This window comes from Rhizobium rhododendri (assembly GCF_007000325.2).
GTDB classification, from domain to species: Bacteria; Pseudomonadota; Alphaproteobacteria; order Rhizobiales; family Rhizobiaceae; genus Rhizobium; species Rhizobium rhododendri.
Genome location: NZ_CP117267.1, coordinates 1,391,985 through 1,410,767, shown reverse-complemented (window position 1 = coordinate 1,410,767; position 18,783 = coordinate 1,391,985). Strand labels below are relative to the sequence as shown.

Below are 18,783 nucleotides of genomic sequence, written 5' to 3'. Positions count from 1 at the left end.
CGGCCTACTGCAGGCTCGCCCAGCATTTGATACCGGAGCGCTTGAGGACGCTGCAGGCGTTGGTGGCTTCACGCTGGTCTTCGAAGCCGCCGAAGCGGGCGCGGTAGACGAGAGAGTTGCCACTCCCGAAAGCCACCGTGTAGGCCTTTGCAGAGCGCAGCGACTTGCCGCCCTTGCTCTTGGCGCTGTCGAGGAGATCGCTTGCCATCTCCTTGCTGGGAGAAACGCCGACCTGGATTACCCACCCGCGGGGTCCCTTGTCATCCAGTGGATTGGCCTTGGCCGGGCGGGTGGATGCAGTCACGACGCTGTCGACGTCATCGCTGTCGCTGGACGACTGGGCGTAGGCCGGCACGATCGAGGCGACGTCGTTTGGCGGTACATTCTTGTTGTGTGGCTTGGTCGCAACGAGCGGATTGGACGATGTCGGCGTGACTGCGGCGAATGCCGCGACGCTGGACGACGGGTCACGGCCGGACGGCGTGGGCACACTTGCCGGCGGGCGAACATCGCCCATAGCGGCCATACGGGCTGCGGCAGCGGCGACATTCGGTTTCAAAGGCGCCTGTGCCTGGAAGGCCGGACGCTCCGGGGCCACCTGGGCGACCTGCGCCACAGCCTTGCCGGCGTCTGCATGCAGCGATGCCTTTGGCAGATACGTAGCAACGAGCTTGCGCATCTGGTTGTCGCGGGCAGGGGTAGAGGCGCCACCGAGCACGACGCCGACGATAGAGCGACCTTCGAGCTCTGCAGACGTCACCAGATTAAACCCGGCAGCCCGTGTGTAACCCGTCTTGATGCCGTCAACGCCCCGAACCGAACCGACCAGGCGATTGTGATTGGCGATCACGCGCCTGCCAAACGTGAAGGAGCGTGTCGAGAAGTAGCCGTAATACTGGGGAAAATGCTCGCGAAGGGCGATGCCGAGCCGGGCCTGGTCACGCGCCGTGGTCATCTGCGCGGTGTTGGGCAGGCCATTCGGATTGCGGTAGGTCGTGCGCGTCATGCCGAGCGCGCGCGCCTTGTTGTTCATCAGCGCGGCGAATTTCTCCTCGGAGCCGCCGATATATTCGCCAAGCGCCATTGCAGCGTCGTTGGCCGACAGCGTCACGAGCGAGAGGATTCCCTGTTCGACGGTGATCGTGCCGCCGGGACGAACGCCGAGTTTGGTGGGTGCCTGGGCTGAGGCAAGCGCAGAGAAAGGTATCTGGGTGTCAAGCTTGATACGGCCCGATTCAAGCGCTTCGAAGGTGAGATAGAGGGTCATCATCTTGGTCAGAGACGCCGGATAGCGCAGAGAATCAGCATCCTCGCTATAGAGCACGTTGCCCGTCTTCGCATCGACGACGATCCCAGCATATTTTGCAGCGTTTGACGGCGATGCGACGGCAATGACGGAGACCATCATGGCGAAACCGAGGCAAATCTTGGTGACAGACCGACGGGTACGGGACGACGATGCTCTGAAAATTGACCTGGGCACTATTTCACTCTTCACTTGCATTTTAATTCCAACGATCCGGCCGCAACCTCCCCAGAGCGCCCGTTGCGGGCAATAATAGGGGCGTAGCGTTACCAATCGGTTTATGATGAACAGTTCGTTGCGGGATTTGGCTGCTTTTGCGACGTCTCAGGGAAGGGCAGCCGTTGGTGTTGCGGATTGGGTCAGGCGCATTTCCACAAACTGCTGAAGTGCGGCATCAATATGATCCCAGTCGCCCAAAAGGCGGCTGGAAAAGCGGTAGAGAAGACTGAGATCGTTACCGATTTTGACGTCTCTCTGGCAATCTGCGCTGGTGGCTTTGTCAGGCGAAGACGGCAGCAGACAACGGACGACATAGTCCGGCTTGCCGAGCCGCGGTGCTGTCAGCAGGGTCTCGCCGGCATATCCGGCGTCGGACCGAAGCCGATGGGCCGTCAGTCCGTTCGGTCCCGAAAATGGGGCGCCCTCGATCAAATGCGCGTAGATCGGCTCCAGTCGTCCGGACATGTCGCGTGACATCGTCCCTTGCGTCAGCTGCAGGAAGACCAGCGAGGACGAGCGGGAAATATCGTTGAAATTCTGACTGTTGGCGTCGCTGTATCCCTGCATCTCGGGAAACGTCAGATAGAGATCGACACGCTCGGTGACGCCATCGATGCGTTCGCTCGGGAAGCGGATGGTATTTGCCGCCAGCCTCAGGCTGTCTTCGCCGATGGTGATCGCAAAAGTCTGTGTGCTGGTGGTGTGGCCGGCGAGTGAAATCCGTCTGCCGATCCAGTGTCCACCGACGGCAATGGCTATCGTCAGGACGACCAGCAAAGCCAGCAGGAAAAACAATCGCCACGCCACGCCGCCACTCACGAGCGGTAGGTGGTTATCCACGGTAGTATTCGACGGGGAGGCGGCGGCCATGGATCTTGCCTTCGTTTATCCGCCGGCAGCTTTGTGCCCCGGCAACAATACGAATGAGTCTCGATACGACCCAGTTGGCGCCATCATGGTTAACGTCGGGTTAATCGCCGGCTGCATTGGCTGGAAACAAAAAAGAGCCGTTCCCGGGACAGCGGGAACGGCTCGAAGCGCCGGTCAATGACGAGTACGGGGACGGACCGGGCTAGACGGACGACAGCGACGCGCTGGCGACCGGTTATGCAAAAGCTTATTTCACGCTGCCGACGGCAACTGCGCGGCCATCCTGGATCTTGACCCAGCGTGAAGGATTTTCGACCGAAACGCGCTTCAGATATGTGTATTCCGTATCCGACCAGAGCATGACCTTGTTGCGCATGTTGTCGAGAATGAAATCGCCATGGTCGGTGCGCACTGTCAGCACGGCATGGCCTTCGCCGTTTGGCTGCAGAACCACTGTCATCAGCGTGTCCGACGGCGAGAACCCGGCAGCGATGAGCTCCTTGCGCTTCAGCAGCGCGTAGTCCTCGCAATCGCCGGCCCAAGTGGGGATCGCCCATTTTTCCTCGACGCCGTAGAGTTCCATGTCGGTCATCGGCTTGATCGTCGTATTGACGGTGTAGTTGATCTTGAGGATCGTCTTCCAGCGGTCTTCGCTGAGAATTGCAGGACCGGCGTCGCCGCCAGCATAAGCGCACTCGCTCGGATTGTCGCGGCAGAATTCGTAGTGGCCGATCGGCGGAGCAGCATTTCCGGTAATCCCCATGGTCGCCGGTGTCGCCTCAGCAAAGCCAATCAGGCTGAGTGTCATGACGGCGGCCGTGGCGGCTCTGCGCAGCAAGGATGTTATCATTTTTTTCGTCCCCGTTATGGAGACGACATTGCCACAGACGTTTTTACCCCACGCAAAATTACGTAGTCAAATTAAGGACTTAATAGAATAAAACAAAAGACAAACAGTAATAAAACTCGAATAAAAATCGACGCAAATTTGAACGAAAATCGAAATATATGGGAAAAGACGAAGTGACGGCCGAAAGCAGCCCCCAACGCCGGCATCCCACTGATATCTATAGGTTTTACGCCATTGTACCAAAATGCGACTGCCTGAGCGGACTGTGAAAGAAATTGTGCCGATCCAGCACACCTTGTCCCGTTTCAGAACATCCCAGCACGTTTTGTCACCACAACATCCACCTATCTCCGCCTTCAGCCCAGCAGCTGTGCAAAAATTATTTTTCGGAAATGCGTTTTTTTCTCCGCTTAACGCGGAGCTGAGAACTGACAATTCCCCAACGATTGAATTTGTCAGGCGTTCGTAATATCTCGCGCAAATCGTGAATTGGCAAAACATTGGTGCCACGTCAAACTTATGAACGGGTGAGTGCCCTGTCTCATGCAGCCATCCGCGTAATACGGCTGCCGTTTGTTTTCAGCGCTACATCAGCGCAATAAAGGATGTAATAGATTGAACGAAACTAAAGCCGATCCAGCGGCGGGCTCATACCAATCGCCAAAGCGTCATCTTCTGATTGCTGGCACCGGGCGTGCAGGCACCAGTTTTCTGGTGCGCTATCTAACAGAACTCGGGCTCGATACCACTCTCTCGCGCAGCAGAGATGGCCAGGTAATGTGGGACGACACGGCAAATGCCGGCTTGGAAGAAATCGTCAGCGGAACCGGAGAGAACCTGCCCTATGTGGTGAAGTCTCCGTGGATCGGTCAGTATTTTGAACAAATCCTGGCTAACCCGCATATCGCCGTGGACGCAATTTTGATTCCTGTTCGCGATCTCGTGGAAGCTGCGACCAGCCGCACAGTCCTAGAAATGCGGGCGATGCACGAGTCGGCTCCCTGGATGGCAGAGCTGGACCAAAGTTGGGAAGTTTGGGGAACGACACCTGGCGGTGTAGTCTATTCGGTCAATCCCCTCGATCAGGCACGCCTGCTGGCTGTGTCGTTCCACGACTTGATCTGGCGCGCCGCAAGAGCCGAGATACCGATCCATTTTCTAGCTTTCCCGAAAATAATCGAGGACAAGCAATACCTCTTCAGAGCGCTCCAGCCTGTCCTCCCGCCGGAGGTGACGCCAGAGCTCGCATATTCGGCCCACGAGCGAATAGCCGATCCTGCTAAGGTGCGTGTCGGCGGTGAGGAGGGGACCAAACGGGAGACTTCACCGACGCTGCACCGTGGGCCGGCGTCGCTGCGGCATGACGAAGTGGACATGCTTGCGCTGCGGCGCGAACTGGCTCGAGTTCGTGCGGAGCTTTCGCGGGTTTCTGATGAGGCGGGTCGTTCTGCAAGCGAAGCAGCCGGGTTGAAGGGGGGATCCGAAGGTCTGCAGAGCGAAGTGTCCCGCCTCAAGAGCGAAGTGGCCGCGTTGGTGCAAGAATCCGCTCGGCTCTCGAATGAAGCATCCGGATTGCGCGTGCAGGCAGAGCGCGCCGAAAGCAAAGCCGCCAAACTGCAAATTTCGGTTTCCACCGAACAAGCTCGCGCTGAAAAGGCCGAAGCCGATTTCAGAGCTGTCACCGAAAGCCGGACATGGCGCGCCACGGGTCCCGTACGCGCAGCGTTGTCAGCGGCCAAGGGTATCAGCCGCCGGTAAAAAGTTTGGCGCGGGGTTGATTGATAGGGCTTTGTTGACATCAGGTTGACGTCACGAGCGGCTGTCACCCTTATCCTCATCTTTTTCAGGCGTTGAAAACTTCAACGCCTGAATGCGGCGCTAACATATTTATTGCCGCAATTCAGAAGTGTCAGGCCGCTGCCTGTTATTCTGCCGATTTTCTCACGCTTATTGCAATCCTAAGTGTATTTCGCAGGTGGATCCGGATTGGTATTTAAAGAACTGTCTTTTGGTTTTTTAATTGGCTGCCAACTTGAAATTCCAAAGACTAATGACATTATCTGAAACGGTGACCTACGAATCCTTAGCGAAGCAGATGTCAACTTCACGCTGTCGGTACCTGAGCAGAGCCTGCTCCTTAGAATGTAGGTGTTCAAGCGCGGCAAACTATCAGCTGCCGCCTGCGATAACTGAAGGGAAGCCCCTTCTCTAACTTGATTCGGACGCGCATTTGCGGATGAACACAAAGTCATAAGCGGGTTATTTTGACAGGCATGCGCCCCCATTTGAACAGGTCCCGAGGCAAGCCTGCCGCTGACGAAAAAAGCGCGATCGCTACCGCGCGGACGCAGAAGCCGCAACTGCGGTTTCTGACGTGTGGATCGATCGATGGCGGCAAGTCCACACTAATTGGCCGGCTTCTGGACGATGACAGCGTGATTGCACACGAACCTGCGTCCGAAAGTCAAAGCCGTTTGTACACATCTTCCAACAATGAAGACACCGATTTTTCGCCGCTCGCCAATGCGCATGAAGCCAAGGGATCCCTGGTGTCTGACAATGATCCCGGTCATCGGTTCTTTTCAACATCGAAGCGAAAATTTATCGCCTCCGATGCACCGGGTCGCGCTCAATTCACGCGCAACATGGCGGCGGGCGCCTCGACTTCCGATCTGGCGGTCGTCGTTGTCGATGCAAGCCAGGGGATACTGTCCCAGACGCGCCGCCATTCGGTCATCGCCTCGCTGCTCGGCATCAACCACGTGATTCTGGCGGTAAACAAATGCGATCTTGTCGCATTTGATGGCAACGTATTCCGACGTATCGAGGAAGAGTATCGCAGGTTTGTTGCTGAACTCGGTTTCGAGACAATCGAGGCGATCCCTGTTTCGGCGCGCCACGGCGACAACGTCGTGCGGCGATCGAACCGGACACCCTGGTATGTGGGTCCGACCTTGCTGGAGCAGCTCGAGACCGTATCGATCGGGGAGGCAACTGCCGACGCGCCATTTCGTTTCCCGGTGCAGTATGTCAGCCGTTCCGATTTCGATTTGCGCGGCTTTGCCGGCACAGTGGCTTCCGGATCGGTAAAGCAGGGCGACGTCGTCGCCATCGCCAAATCCGGCAAATTGACACGGGTGAAGCGCATCCTCACTGACGAGGGAGATCTTACGCGCGCCATCGAAGGCCAGGCGATCACGATCGTGCTCGAGGACGAGGTAGAGGTATCGCGCGGCAATATGCTTGTGTCGCCCTCCGCGCATCCGCATGTCTCTGACCAGTTCGCCGCCAATCTCGTCTGGTTCGATGAGCAGCCGTTGTTACCCGGTCGATCTTATATCCTGCGGACGGAGGTTGAGCAGGTCAACGCCACGGTGACGGATCTGCAATGCCGCATCAACGTAGACAGCTTTGCCCATGAGGCGACAAAGACGCTTGAGCGCAACGCGCTAGGCGTGGCCAATATTTCGGTACAGTCGCGCATCGCGTTCGACACTTTCGCGGTCAATCGCATCACCGGTGCCTTCGTCCTCGTCGACCGGATGACGAATGCCACCGTGGCTGCAGGAACGATCCTCAATCCGTTGCGGCGCGCTGGGAATATCCAGTGGCAGTCTCTCGATATCGACAAGACGCAGCGCGCGGCGGCAAAGTATCAACAGCCGGTCGTCCTGTGGTTCACTGGCCTGTCCGGTGCGGGCAAGTCGGAAATTGCCAATTTGCTCGAAAAAAAGCTGCATTTTGCCGGCTACCATACCTATCTCCTGGATGGCGACAACGTGCGTCATGGGCTCAACCGCGATCTGGGATTTACGGACGAGGACCGGGTCGAGAATATCCGGCGTGTTGCCGAGGTCGCGCGGCTGATGGCCGATGCTGGCCTCATCGTCCTGGTGTCGTTTATTTCTCCATTTCGTGCAGAGCGACAGATGGCGCGGGAGATGTTGCAGCCAGGCGAATTTGTCGAGGTTTTCGTCGATACGCCATTCGAAGAGTGTGCCCGCCGCGATCCAAAAGGTCTCTATGCCAAGGCGCTAAATGGGATGCTCAAGAACTTCACGGGCATCGATTCCCCCTACGAAGCCCCGGAAAAACCCGAGGTCCGCTTGGAGACCGTCGGAAGGTCGCCGGAGGAAACGATGGCCGCGCTGGAGAAAAGGCTTCGTGGGCTTGGGTTTCTGGTCTAACGCGCAATTTCATTCAACAGGATTGAAGACGATGGCCGCGGACGCGACGGTCGGGTACGTATAGAGCAGGGTATCTTTCGTCGCCCGCCACAGAGATATCCGATAAATCGATAGACAAGGCTTTGCAGAATGAGTGTTGAACAGGAAGAACTGGCGGACGACATTCATGAGCGCGTAACGGAGTTGTCCGAGCAGGGCAATGACCTGCTTGATGCCGGCAACGAGACAGGTGCGATCCGGTGCTGGCAGTCGGCCATCCGTTTGCTACCGGAGCCGCACCACAAATGGGATGCGGCGCTTTGGCTCTATGCTTCTATAGGCGACGCCCAAAGGCAGCAAGGCGATATGGAGTCCGCGCTCTCCTCCTTCCAGCGGGCGGCAGCGAGCAGCGATGGCCATGCCAACGGCTTTGTTCAGTTAGGCATAGGCACATGCCTTTACGATCTTGGGCATCAGGAGGAGAGCACCGACCCGCTCTTGCGCGCCTACATGGCCGAGGGCGAGGAGATCTTCGAGGAATCCGATGCGAAGTATCTGAACTACCTGCGCATGCGGAAGCTGGTATCTTGACTGCTTGCCGTGCCGCATTGGCGTCTTCGAAGCGCAAATTGATGACCAAACTGGCCAGAGGACAGCGCTCGGGATAGCTCGACTGGCTGTGAGGGTGTGGGGCAAACCATCTCGACAATGCCTCTGATTGAACATCGGCGAAGTGGCGGCCGCGCCCGATTGTGATGATGTCTAAGCTGTATCCCCCTGCCGCCGCACGGCGAGACTTCCGAGGCCAATTGCCACGGTTCATTAGCAGTTTGGCCATTTTATCCATGTCCTGAAGGGCCGGGCTGGTGAATTGCCGGCCGTCCGCTCTCGTCTCTCTCGTCCGTCATGCGGGCAGGGCGTCCTACGCGAAAGCTTACCAAGGCGTCTCGCCGCTTGCTTCAACGAAGCGGCCGGAGACCGCATCTCCACCTAGCAGCGCGTATTTGACCGGCAGCTTCGCGCCCTCCTGGGGCGTCATGAAGCCGTTGCCCCCGGTCAGGTCGGTCTTCACAAAGCCGGGGCTAACCGAGTTGATGACATGGGGCGTGTCGCGCAGTTCCTCGGCAAGCTGCACAGTCAGCATGTTCAGCGCCGCCTTGGAGGCATTGTAGCCGATCAGCCGGGCTGAATAGTAGGGCGAGGCTGGATCGCCGTTGAGCGCGAGCGAACCTAGCGAGCTGGATAGGTTCACAATACGGGCGGCCGACGACAGGCGCAGTAGCGGCAGCATCGCCTGCGTCACAGCCAACGTGCCGACGAAGTTGGTGTCCATGGTTCGCCGCGCGGCCTCCGCTGAGCCGCTGGTCGGCGGCCCGTCCTCGGCATCGACGATGCCGGCGTTGTTCACGAGGATATCGAGCCGACCATATTCGGCGCGAATAGTTTCGGCCGCCGCAGCGATGCCCGCATGATCGTTGAGGTCGAGGGTAACGGATCGAACCGACAGGCCAGCTTCCAATAGCCCGCTCACGGCCGAGCTGGCGCGATCGGGATCGCGAGCGCCGATGATAACGGTGACACCCGCTTGAGCAAGTTGGCGAGCAATTTCCAGTCCGATGCCTTTGTTCGCGCCGGTGACGAGCGCGATGCGGGAAGTGTCGGCCATGTGTTCAGTCCTTGTGGTGTTCGTTTTGGTGGCACTCCAATGTATAAAAAATCGATTGGTTTGAGGATTCGCTTATGGCTTCGGCGCGGCCGTCCCACCTAAACCCCCGGAAAATGCCGCGTCAGGCACGAGCGACGGTGACGCTGGACGTCATGTTCGAGGCGACCATTCAGGTTTTGGTGAGCGATGGACCGCACCGATTGACGACCACGCGCGTCGCGCAGCGGGCGGGCGTGTCGGTGGGCACGCTGTACCAGTATTTCCCGCACAAGCAGGCGCTGTTCTATGCGCTCAACGAACGCTATCTCGACGCACTGGCGGCCAAAATAGAGGCTGCGTGCCTGGTGCAGCACGGCGCTGCCATCAAGCGGATGGTCGAGGCGCTGGTGACGACCTACTGGCACGCCAAGACGGAGCGGCCGGAGGTGACACGCGCGCTCTATCGCTCCGTTGTGGAGATTGACAACGAGGCGCTGATCGCAGCCTTCGCCACCCGTGTCGATGCCGCGACCGCTGCGATGTTAGGAACCGCTTCCGATGCGACCTTTGCCGAGCTGTCGACCGTCAACCTGACGCTGCTAGCCACCGTTTTCGGCACGGTCCGCAACGTGTTCGAGCGCAACTTGCCTCCAGACGAGGAACGCGCCGTCCAAGGTCAGCTCATGATGATGTGCAACGCCTATTTGGAAGCGGCTCGATCGCCGCCTTAACGCCGTCACCGCCAAGGCAACTTTCCCGACTGCGGACCGGGAGCGAGAAAGCCGCCGCGTTCCTCATACACGCGACCGAGCGCAACTTCGGCTTCCCCCCAAATCTTCGCGGGGAGACAGAGAAACGGGAAAGATCGCGCTGAACAAATGGCCGCTTTCGGCGGCTCGAAATGCTCATTTAAGCGTCCGTCTGGGGGCGCTTGCTGCCGATCCGAGGGTTCTCATAAGCCATGTATGACATCCTCACATATCGCCTCTGTGGCTCTATCGGCGGTGGTCGAGGATCTATCGCGAAGAATGTCGCACCATGGCGTAAAGTCGGCGAAATGGCGGGCCCCGCGCGATGATGAAGAGCACTACGTCTACGCTATAGCCCTCTAATGCCGCATCTGGCCGATGATGATATCATCGCCGTCAGGAATGGACCGCTGCTCGCGCAACTTGATGCACCATTCGAAAGCGCTCCCACACGGTAGGGGCTTTCAGGTTCGCGCAACCATTACTGCGTTACGGTCGCGACGCCCATTTGCGAGAGCAGTGTCAGATTGTCCTCAATGTGCCAGTTGTCCGTAATCCGCCCATCGGTCACCTTGAGCAGATCGGTCGCGATGAAGTCGATCGCCTGTCCATGGCCCTTCACTGTGCCGAAGGTGCCGGTGAAATGACCTCTGAACTCCATATGAACCGTAACAAACTCATCTGTGACGATCATTTTCTTCACCTCGACGCGGAGATCGGGGACCGCTGAGCGGAATTTTTTCGAGGCGAACGCCGGGCCTTCCGGTCCTTGGGGACGGCCGGGCGGCAGCGTGCGGTCGGTGAAGGTCGACGCAATCGCTGCCTTGAGGGCGGCTTCGTCGCCGGTGTTCCAGAATTGATAGAAGGTTTTCGCTGCCGTCACTGTCGCCTGGTTTTGTTCGTTCGAGACGGTCCTTCCAACGGTGAGATCGTCGATCTTCAGCTCCGCGGCATCGACTGGCACCGAGAGCAGCATTCCGAGGATGGCGGCTGCGACTGGAAATTTGCGCATGACATTTTCTCTTTCAGGGGTTGGCGGCATTGTCGTCCCCGCGACACACGCGTTCGTCGAGGATAGCGGTCGGCGCAGTGGTGAAGCGGTCGTGTTTCCGAGTTGGGGCGAGCACCGCTTGTCTCAGGCGATGGTGGCGCCACCATCGACTGTGACCGTGGTACCGGTGGCGAAGGGATTGGTCGCGACGAACAGGATCGCCTGCGCGATGTCCTCCGGCTGGCCGACGCGACGCACGGGCAGCCGTTCGGCCGTGCGGGCGAACATGGCTGCGCGGTCGGCCTTTTCCATGCCGCCCCAGAGCGGCGTGTCGATCAGGCCGGGCGACACTGTGTTGACCCGGACCGGGGCCCGTTCCAACGCCAGGCCGCGTCCGAGCGCTTCCAAGGCCGCATTGATTGCCCCCTGCAGCACCGAACTCGCACTCGGACGCCGTGAGAGAAATCCCGAGACGAAGGTGATCGAACCGCTATCCGCGATTCTGGCGGCCCGCGCGATGCGATAGCCGCCCCAGAACTTGCTTTCCATGGAGGCCTTGGCGTCGTCGAGCGACAGCCCACCAACGGGACCGCTCCGGGTTGCCGCCGCGGCGATCACCAGGTGGTCGAACGGCTGCGCCTCGCCGAAGAAGACTTCGATGGCGGAGTTGTCGAGAGTGTCGAGCGCGACGGGCTGGGCCGCGATGCGGGTGGCGAGGGCTTCGAGCTTGGGACCGGGCCGGCCAGCGGCGAAGACGGAAGCACCGGTCGCGGCAAAAGCTTCGGCCGTCGCGGCACCAATCCCGCCGGTGGCGCCGACGACGAGGACGCGTTTATCTTTCAGGGAGAGAGTCATGGTCAAATCCTTTCGTTCGGGATCAGGCGGCTGAGCGGGGCAACCCGCTGACGGCCAGCGCCGAGGTCATAAATGGGAGTGATCGCGCGGTGCTCGGCTGCCCATGTCGCGATCTCATCCTTGCGAGCGAACCACACGGCGGGCTTCGATCGGGCATTGCCGGGAGCGGAGATCGCGAACGCGGCGATTGCGGCAAGGCCGCTACCGAGAAGCGTTCGATTGGTGGTGAGAATGGCTACATTCGTCATGAGCCAGATATGGACTATCGTGCCATAGATGATAATGTTATTTATAGACGATTGTTTGTCGACTTTGGATTGATAATTGATGCTCGACGACCTCAACGAGCTAAAGACGTTTCGCGCTATCCTGGCGGAGGGCAGCCTGACGGCTGCAGCATTGCGCCTTGGCGTCACGCTGGCCGTGGTCAGCAAGCGGCTCGGGACACTCGAAAGCCGCGTCGGCGTTCGGCTGATACATCGTACCACCCGGTCACTGAGCGCGACAGACGAAGGCGCTCGGCTGCTGGCCGATGTTGTGCGGGCTCTCGAAACCCTGGAGGCGGCGGAAGGCCGATTGGCTGGCGGTCGCAACGAGCCGGTCGGAACCTTGCGCGTCAGTGCGCCGATCGCTTTCGGCCGGCGCTTCGTGGCGCCGGCCCTTGGACGACTTGCCGAGCGCTACCCCGGCCTTACCGTCGCGCTGGAACTCGACGACCGTGTGGTCGATATCGTAGGCGACGGCTTTGATGTCGCGATCCGCATCGGCGCCCTCGCTGACAGTTCGGCCATGATGCGAAAGCTCGCCGACAATCGGCGCATCCTGGTTGCGGCGCCCGCTTATCTCGATCGCGTTGGCCGGCCGCTCACGCCGGGCGATTCAAAGGCGCACGCTTTCCTGCGCTATGGCGCCGCCAGCGAACCCTGGTACCTGCACGGGCCCGATGGCGCCACAGCAAATATTGCGGCCCATGCACGGCTACGCGCCGATGACGGCGATGTCGTGCACGGCTGGGCGCGGGACGGCCTTGGCATCATGTTGAAATCGGAAGTCGATATTGCCGGGGACCTCACCACAGGCCTGCTTGAGCGTGTACTGCCAGGTTGGGATGGTGGCGAAGCGCCGATCGTTGCCCTCTATCCAAGCGCTCGGTATTTGCCACTCAAAACACGCGTCCTGCTCGACGGGCTTGCGGATTACATCGACACCACGATTGATTCGGATCGGCAACAGTCGATCGCCGGCGAAGGCGTTTCATGGCGTGAAAAGGGCGGCGATCTGCGATAAGCCGGTCGCAGACACGGCTGCCTCGGCAAAGTGGCGGGCGACGCCCGATGACGATGGCACTATGTCTACGCTATAGCACTATGATGCCCTTTGGGCAGTCGGGAGGGAGGGTCATGGCGTTCGCGATCAAGGCTGAGGTTGGCGATCCACGGGCTAAAAGTTTCTCGTTCACCGCACAGAAAACGATGTACGGCGGCAAACAGATCGTCAAAGGTGACGTAGTTTTCGTATTCGCGAGCGAGAACGAGGGCGGACGAGGCCTTTGCGCGCGTGGCATCGTGACTTATGCCGAGGCGATTGCAAAGAAGCGCGGCGTCGCCCGGCAAACGCCGCGCGTGAGCCTCACCATTAGATGCACCGCGCTCGTAAAAAGGCCGCTGGGGCGGAGCGAGCTAAAGCCTCTCAATGAATGGAATGATGGCCAGCCGGGAACCGAGCAAAATTTTAAACTCTATCGTCAGGCGACGAACAAGGTAGTCGGTATCTCGGACGAAGCGGCGGCGTTTCTTGACGAGCACTTTTGATTTGCGCGTCGGCGAGATGACATGATGATCCCATTCGCAGCAATCGCAGTTTGTCGCACAATCTGCGGCGAAATGGCGGAAGAGGTGGGATTCGAACCCACGGTACGGTTTCCCGCACGCCGGTTTTCAAGACCGGTTCCTTAAACCGCTCGGACACTCTTCCAAGTATTTGATATTGAAGCGGTTTCTTCTTCAATACCGTCGACCGGGATGATTAGTTGCGGCACAGTTTGCAACTAATTCGGTTTTCGACTTGCGCTTATAGCTTCTTGCAACGCGGCGTCAACCTTTTCGGCGGTGCAAGCATCCTCGCCACATTGATCTAAGCCAACATCGTTGGCTGGTCGAGGCTCGTTCGTCAGTCTTTACGGAGATAGCTCCTGCCACCGGTATCTGTGGTGCAGAAGTGGCCGCCTTTTGGGCCGGTGCAATAGGTTGCGGATCGGCAGGAGCAGTCGCTCGAAGCTGCCGGCGACATTTCTTCCTGTTGGGCACCGGCGATGCCGAGTGCTCCCGTGCCCGTTCCCATGGTGGCTGAGCATGACTTCTTGCTGGCACTCACCGACCCGTCATTGCAGATGAATGTGCTGCCCTCGCAATGGTCGATGCCACCTTTCTTGCCGCTGCAGGGAGAATTGGCGAACGCAGTGGTGGAAACCGCCAGTGAGCCGGCCAGGATGATCGAAAACAGACGCATGTAGCTTCCCCGGGATAAAACCGTACGGCTAGGGGACGAACCTGACCTGGGGGTTGAGATTCGATCCGTAGGGACAGCGCAGTCACGCAACGGGTTGATACTTTTCCCGGCCGTCAGCGTTGGCGCGGGGTTGCCTGGTTCCGTTTACTGCTGGTTAACCATGATCGTTACAATTGTTCCTTTTAGGCCACTGGGACCGGCTAATTTGACATCATGCAAACATGATTAAAGTCCCGTTAGGTGATTGGGGCGTAGGTCGGAATTGGAGTTGGAGACCCGTCGTCTCATCCACCCTCTTCTGTTCCACCTTGTTCAGTATCGCGTATCGGTTTGGCAGACATGACGTTCGAGAATGTTTCGGTATCATACAGGAGAGGCCTGCGTTGGGCGGCTCTCTCGGCCGTGTGTGCAGCCGTTTCCGCCTGCGGCACGACGCATGCTCCGCCTCTGAAGACCAAGCATGGCAAGGAATATTTTTCTGAAGCCGAATATGGCGTCAAGGCCAGCCCGCGCGTCGTCACCAGTGGCAAGATCCCGAGCGGCGGCGGACGCTTCATGGTCGGCAATCCCTATCAGGTGAAGGGTGCGTGGTATTATCCGAAGGAAGACTACAGGTATAACAAGGTCGGTATCGCGTCCTGGTACGGTTCCGCATTTCACGGCCGATTGACGGCCAATGGCGAGGTCTATGACCAGCTGAGCCTGTCTGCAGCCCATCCGACTTTTCCGCTGCCTAGCTATGCGCGGGTTACCAATGTCGAGAACGGTTCGTCGGTCATCGTGCGTGTCAACGATCGTGGGCCGTATCATCCCGGTCGCATCATCGACCTTTCGAACAAGAGCGCCGACCTCCTCGATCTTCGCGACAGCGGGACCGGCGCGGTGCGGGTGCAATATGTCGGTCGTGCGCCGCTCGAGGGTCACGACATGCCTTATCTGATGGCCTCCTACGTGCCGAAAGGCAGCCGCGTGCCTGGCATCAATCCCGGCAGCCAGTTCGGCAGCGGCCTGATGGTCGCATCGAATGGCAAGATGACCGCCGACCAGTTGCCGGACTATGTGCAGACGCCGCTGCGCCAGCCGACCCGCCACCCGACATCGGGCGTGCCGGTGCCCGTGGCTGCTCCCATGGCATCGACTGCCTATGCCGGATCGAGCCCGACATCGCCGGCCTTCAAGCAGCAGCAGCCACAGATGAACTGGGGCGCACCGGAGCCGGCGGCCCAGGGTATCCTCGTGTCGCTGCCGCAGATCGGGCCCGTTCCCTACGAGCGGCCGAATTCCCGCCAGGGTTTTGCCGCGCTGACGCCGGCGTCGTCGCTTGCCGTCGCCTATGGGGAGCCTGACAGGGCGGCGCCTCGGGCGCTGGCGTTCGATGCCGTTATGGTCCGCAACGATGGCCTGACGCAGAAATCGATACTGGCTTCGTATCATCGGCAGATGGCTGCCGCGCAGGTCGATTGAGGGTGGCAATTGCCTTCACCCCGGGCCGCGCGTAATTTGAATGCAGGCAAGCGGGAAGGGGACTATCGATGCTGAAATGCCTTTTCGCTGCAGTCGTGCTGTTTTCCACAAATGCGGTCGCGCAAGCGCCACCGCCCGCCTTCGACACCAAGGCCGGGCAGGCTTTTATGATAGAGGCCTCTACCGGAACCGTTCTGCTGGCCAAGAACGAGGACAAGCCGTTTTCACCGGCGTCGCTGGCCAAGCTGATGACGCTGGACGTGGTTTTCGATGCCCTGACCCGCGGCGAGGTCAGCCTCGACACCACCTATCCCGTATCCGAAAATGCCTGGCGCAGGGGCGGTGCACCGTCGCGGGCGTCTACTATGTTTGCAGCGCTGAAATCTCGCGTACGGATCGGCGACCTCGTTCAGGGCGTGGCGATCCAGCAGGCCAATGACGCCTGCATCGTGCTTGCCGAAGGCATGTCCGTCAGCGAGGCGGAGTTTGCCCGCAGGATGACCCAGCATGCGCGCGAGATCGGCATGCCGAAGGCGCAGTTCGGCAATGCGACAGGACTTCCCGATGCCGACAGCAAGGTTTCCGCCCGCGAACTGGTAACGCTGGCGCGCGACCTGCAGTCAAAGTATCCGGACCTCTACAAATCCTTCGCGCAGCCCGACTTTACCTGGAACAAGATTTTCCAGCGGAACCGCAATCCGTTGCTGCCGCTGACCATGGGCGTCGATGGACTGGGAACCGGCTTTGCGGAGGGCGAGGGGTTTTCGATCGTCTCCTCCGTGACGCGTGACGGTCGGCGTCTATTTCTGGCCATGGGCGGGCTCGGCTCCGACAAGGAGCGCACCGAGGAAGCCAAGCGTGTGCTCGAATGGGGCCTGAGCAATTTCAGGAGCCAGCGTGTCTTCGATGAGGGCGAAGTGATCGGCACGGCCAGCGTCTACGGCGGCGCCAGGGCATCGGTCGGGCTTGTCGCCAAGACAGGCGTGGATGTCTACGTGCCTGTCAACAATCCCGATCGGCTGACGGCCCGCGTCATCTACCGCTGGCCGCTGGCCGCGCCTGTTGCAAGCGGACAGCCGGCGGGGATTTTGAAAGTGTTTTCTGGCACCCGCGTCGTCAGGGAGGTTCCGCTGTTCACCGACGGCGATGTCGCGCAGGGCGGTCTCGGGCGCCGGGCGCTCGATGCTCTCGTCGAGCTATCGGAAACGCTCTTGTTTTCCTGGCTCTGGGAAACGCCGACGCCGGCTTGAGAGAGCTTCGGGCAAATCACCGTACAACATTGCAAACTCTCGGCCAGAAGGTTTCGCCCGGCATCGTCTTGCGTTAAACAGGCGCCAACGGCCGATGGCAGTGCCTATCTGACTGCCGAATTGAATGCGAGATCGCAGGATGCGAGCAATTGTCGAACGGAACCGGTTTGTTCATAAGCTTTGAAGGCGGGGAGGGTGCCGGTAAATCGACGCAAATCCGTTTGCTCGCCGAAGCCCTGACGGCGAGCGGTCGCGATGTGCTGGTCACCCGCGAGCCCGGCGGGCCGCCCGGTGCGGAGGCGGTGCGCCACGTGCTGCTCTCCGGGGCTGCCGAGCCTTTCGGGACGCGCATGGAGGCCATCCTGTTTGCTGCGGCCCGCAACGATCATGTCGAGGAGGTCATCCGCCCGGCTCTGGCGCAAGGGAAAATCGTTCTCTGCGACCGGTTCATGGATTCATCGCGCGTCTACCAGGGCGTAACGGGCAATCTGGAGCCGGATTTCATCGAGGCGCTGCAACGGATCGCCGTCGACGGCGTCGTGCCGGACTGCACCCTGATCCTCGACCTGCCCGCCAGCGTCGGCCTCGAGCGTGCACACAGGCGCGGAGCCGCGACCACGGCCGAGCCGGATCGCTTTGAAAAGGAAGAGATGGAAACCCATGAAAAGCGCCGGGAAGCGTTTCTCGATATTGCTGCCGGCGATCCGCAACGCTGCCATGTCATCGACGCCCTGCATGCACCCGAAGAGATCGCGGCCCGCATCCTTGCCATTGTCAGCCAGCGGCTTGCATCGCATGACGGGCAGGCGGGGCCCAGGCCGGAGACCGCACAATGAGCGACGAACGGCCCGGCGTGCTGGACGGCGCCATTGCTCCGATGGAAAATACCAGGCTTTTCGGCCATGCGGAGGCAGATGCGTTCCTGGCCCAGTCCTATCGTTCCGGCAAGGGCCACCATGCCATCCTGATCGAGGGGCCGGAGGGCATCGGCAAGGCGACGCTGGCCTTCCGCTTTGCCAATCATGTGCTGTCGCATCCCGATCCGCTGATGGCGCCGGGCGAGATCGCCGATCCCGATGCGGCCTCTGTCGTCAGCCATGCCATCGCTTCAGGCGCGTCTCACAACCTTCTCTATCTGGCGCGCCCTGTCGACGAGAAGACCGGCAAGGTGAAATCGGCAATCACCGTCGACGAGGTCAGGAGGGCCGGTAAATTCTTCTCGCAGACGTCGGGCACCGGCAACTGGCGCATCGTTATCATCGACCCCGCCGACGACATGAACCGCAGCGCTGCAAACGCCATCCTGAAAATACTCGAGGAGCCGCCTAAGCGGGCGCTGTTCCTGGTGCTGTCGCACGCGCCCGGCAAGCTTCTGCCGACCATACGCTCGCGATGCCTGCCATTGCGCCTGTCACCGCTTAGTGATGAAGCGCTGGCAGCGGCTTTGTCCAATCTCGACATCGCCGCCGATGCCAACCTTTTGCGCGATGCCAAGGGGAGCGTCAGCGAGGCGCTGAAGCTCATCAACTACGGTGGCGCGGACATTGTCGCGGCCTACCGCCAGGTGGTGGCTTCCGACGGGCCTGCAGCGCGCAAGGCGATGCACAAGCTCGCGGACGTGCTGTCGGGCCGGGAGAGCGAAACGATCTTCGATTTCTTCGTCTCCCAGATCGAGGACGACATCATGGCACGGGCGCGCCAGGCGGCACTCGAAGGCCGGGTGGTGGACGCCGAGCGGATGTCGCGGCTTCATTCTGACGTCACCGAACGGCTGATAGTGTCGCAGGCCTACAATCTCGATCGCAAGCAGACCATATTAACCGTGCTGGGCGATCTCAAACAGCAGCTGTAGTCGCCTCCTGCCGGGTCGATCGACGCTGGCGCCAAACTTCAAGGTTTCGCTGCGGTGC

The 18,783-nt window shown here is 59.9% G+C and carries 18 protein-coding genes and 1 tRNA gene; 10 read left to right on the top strand and 9 right to left on the bottom strand.

The window, feature by feature from the left end:
- Positions 1 to 4: 4 nt before the first annotated feature.
- From PR018_RS06990 to PR018_RS06980, 3 genes are all read right to left on the bottom strand, one after another.
- The gene (locus tag PR018_RS06990; RefSeq protein WP_142822745.1) at positions 5 to 1,504 is read right to left on the bottom strand and encodes a D-alanyl-D-alanine carboxypeptidase; all 1,500 of its coding nucleotides are present in this window, start codon (positions 1,502 to 1,504) and stop codon (positions 5 to 7) included.
- Between the two features lie 126 nt (positions 1,505 to 1,630).
- Positions 1,631 to 2,395, bottom strand: a complete 765-nt coding sequence (locus PR018_RS06985) for a hypothetical protein (RefSeq protein ID WP_142822744.1) — start codon at positions 2,393 to 2,395, stop codon at positions 1,631 to 1,633.
- Between the two features lie 247 nt (positions 2,396 to 2,642).
- On the bottom strand, positions 2,643 to 3,203 hold the full coding sequence (locus PR018_RS06980; RefSeq protein WP_374108282.1) for a transglutaminase-like cysteine peptidase: 561 nt from the start codon (positions 3,201 to 3,203) through the stop codon (positions 2,643 to 2,645).
- 657 nt (positions 3,204 to 3,860) lie between these two features.
- Here PR018_RS06980 and PR018_RS06975 point away from each other — a divergent pair.
- From PR018_RS06975 to PR018_RS06965, 3 genes are all read left to right on the top strand, one after another.
- Positions 3,861 to 5,003: a hypothetical protein gene (locus PR018_RS06975; RefSeq protein WP_142822743.1), complete on the top strand. Its 1,143-nt coding sequence runs from the start codon at positions 3,861 to 3,863 to the stop codon at positions 5,001 to 5,003.
- Positions 5,004 to 5,530: 527 nt separating this feature from the next.
- Positions 5,531 to 7,432, top strand: a complete 1,902-nt coding sequence (gene cysC, locus PR018_RS06970; protein ID WP_425064154.1) for an adenylyl-sulfate kinase — start codon at positions 5,531 to 5,533, stop codon at positions 7,430 to 7,432.
- Positions 7,433 to 7,561: 129 nt separating this feature from the next.
- Positions 7,562 to 8,002 (top strand): tetratricopeptide repeat protein, encoded by a 441-nt coding sequence (locus PR018_RS06965; protein ID WP_142822741.1) that lies wholly within the window; start codon positions 7,562 to 7,564, stop codon positions 8,000 to 8,002.
- Positions 8,003 to 8,345: 343 nt separating this feature from the next.
- Here PR018_RS06965 and PR018_RS06960 read toward each other — a convergent pair whose 3' ends face one another.
- The gene (locus PR018_RS06960) at positions 8,346 to 9,077 is read right to left on the bottom strand and encodes an SDR family oxidoreductase (RefSeq protein WP_142822740.1); all 732 of its coding nucleotides are present in this window, start codon (positions 9,075 to 9,077) and stop codon (positions 8,346 to 8,348) included.
- A gap of 137 nt (positions 9,078 to 9,214) precedes the next feature.
- Between PR018_RS06960 and PR018_RS06955 the strand changes: the two genes are divergently transcribed.
- Complete coding sequence (locus tag PR018_RS06955) at positions 9,215 to 9,787, top strand: TetR/AcrR family transcriptional regulator (protein ID WP_224127681.1); 573 nt, start codon at positions 9,215 to 9,217, stop codon at positions 9,785 to 9,787.
- Between the two features lie 499 nt (positions 9,788 to 10,286).
- On the opposite strand, the gene PR018_RS06950 is transcribed toward PR018_RS06955, so the two are convergent.
- From PR018_RS06950 to PR018_RS06940, 3 genes are all read right to left on the bottom strand, one after another.
- Positions 10,287 to 10,817 (bottom strand): ester cyclase, encoded by a 531-nt coding sequence (locus PR018_RS06950; RefSeq protein ID WP_205470408.1) that lies wholly within the window; start codon positions 10,815 to 10,817, stop codon positions 10,287 to 10,289.
- 123 nt (positions 10,818 to 10,940) lie between these two features.
- Positions 10,941 to 11,651 (bottom strand): SDR family oxidoreductase, encoded by a 711-nt coding sequence (locus PR018_RS06945; RefSeq protein ID WP_142829059.1) that lies wholly within the window; start codon positions 11,649 to 11,651, stop codon positions 10,941 to 10,943.
- Between the two features lie 2 nt (positions 11,652 to 11,653).
- Positions 11,654 to 11,899: a hypothetical protein gene (locus PR018_RS06940; RefSeq protein ID WP_142822737.1), complete on the bottom strand. Its 246-nt coding sequence runs from the start codon at positions 11,897 to 11,899 to the stop codon at positions 11,654 to 11,656.
- A gap of 79 nt (positions 11,900 to 11,978) precedes the next feature.
- Between PR018_RS06940 and PR018_RS06935 the strand changes: the two genes are divergently transcribed.
- Positions 11,979 to 12,938, top strand: coding sequence for a LysR family transcriptional regulator (locus PR018_RS06935; RefSeq protein ID WP_142822736.1), 960 nt, complete (start codon positions 11,979 to 11,981; stop codon positions 12,936 to 12,938).
- Positions 12,939 to 13,051: 113 nt separating this feature from the next.
- Positions 13,052 to 13,462 carry a hypothetical protein gene (locus PR018_RS06930; protein ID WP_142822735.1) on the top strand — a complete coding sequence of 137 codons (411 nt, stop codon included), beginning with the start codon at positions 13,052 to 13,054 and terminating at the stop codon, positions 13,460 to 13,462.
- A 73-nt stretch (positions 13,463 to 13,535) separates the two neighbouring features.
- Here the strand turns inward: PR018_RS06930 and PR018_RS06925 are convergent.
- Positions 13,536 to 13,625 (bottom strand) — tRNA-Ser (locus PR018_RS06925).
- A gap of 195 nt (positions 13,626 to 13,820) precedes the next feature.
- Positions 13,821 to 14,159, bottom strand: coding sequence for a YdcA family protein (locus PR018_RS06920; protein WP_142822734.1), 339 nt, complete (start codon positions 14,157 to 14,159; stop codon positions 13,821 to 13,823).
- A 339-nt stretch (positions 14,160 to 14,498) separates the two neighbouring features.
- On the opposite strand from PR018_RS06920, the gene PR018_RS06915 reads away from it, so the two are divergent.
- From PR018_RS06915 to PR018_RS06900, 4 genes are all read left to right on the top strand, one after another.
- Positions 14,499 to 15,623: a septal ring lytic transglycosylase RlpA family protein gene (locus tag PR018_RS06915; protein WP_142822733.1), complete on the top strand. Its 1,125-nt coding sequence runs from the start codon at positions 14,499 to 14,501 to the stop codon at positions 15,621 to 15,623.
- A gap of 68 nt (positions 15,624 to 15,691) precedes the next feature.
- Positions 15,692 to 16,873, top strand: a complete 1,182-nt coding sequence (locus PR018_RS06910) for a D-alanyl-D-alanine carboxypeptidase family protein (RefSeq protein WP_142822732.1) — start codon at positions 15,692 to 15,694, stop codon at positions 16,871 to 16,873.
- Positions 16,874 to 17,022: 149 nt separating this feature from the next.
- Complete coding sequence (gene tmk, locus PR018_RS06905; RefSeq protein ID WP_142822731.1) at positions 17,023 to 17,709, top strand: dTMP kinase; 687 nt, start codon at positions 17,023 to 17,025, stop codon at positions 17,707 to 17,709.
- Positions 17,706 to 18,725, top strand: a complete 1,020-nt coding sequence (locus PR018_RS06900; protein WP_142828831.1) for a DNA polymerase III subunit delta' — start codon at positions 17,706 to 17,708, stop codon at positions 18,723 to 18,725. The genes tmk and PR018_RS06900 overlap by 4 nt, the downstream gene beginning before the upstream one ends.
- The last annotated feature ends 58 nt before the right edge of the window (positions 18,726 to 18,783 follow it).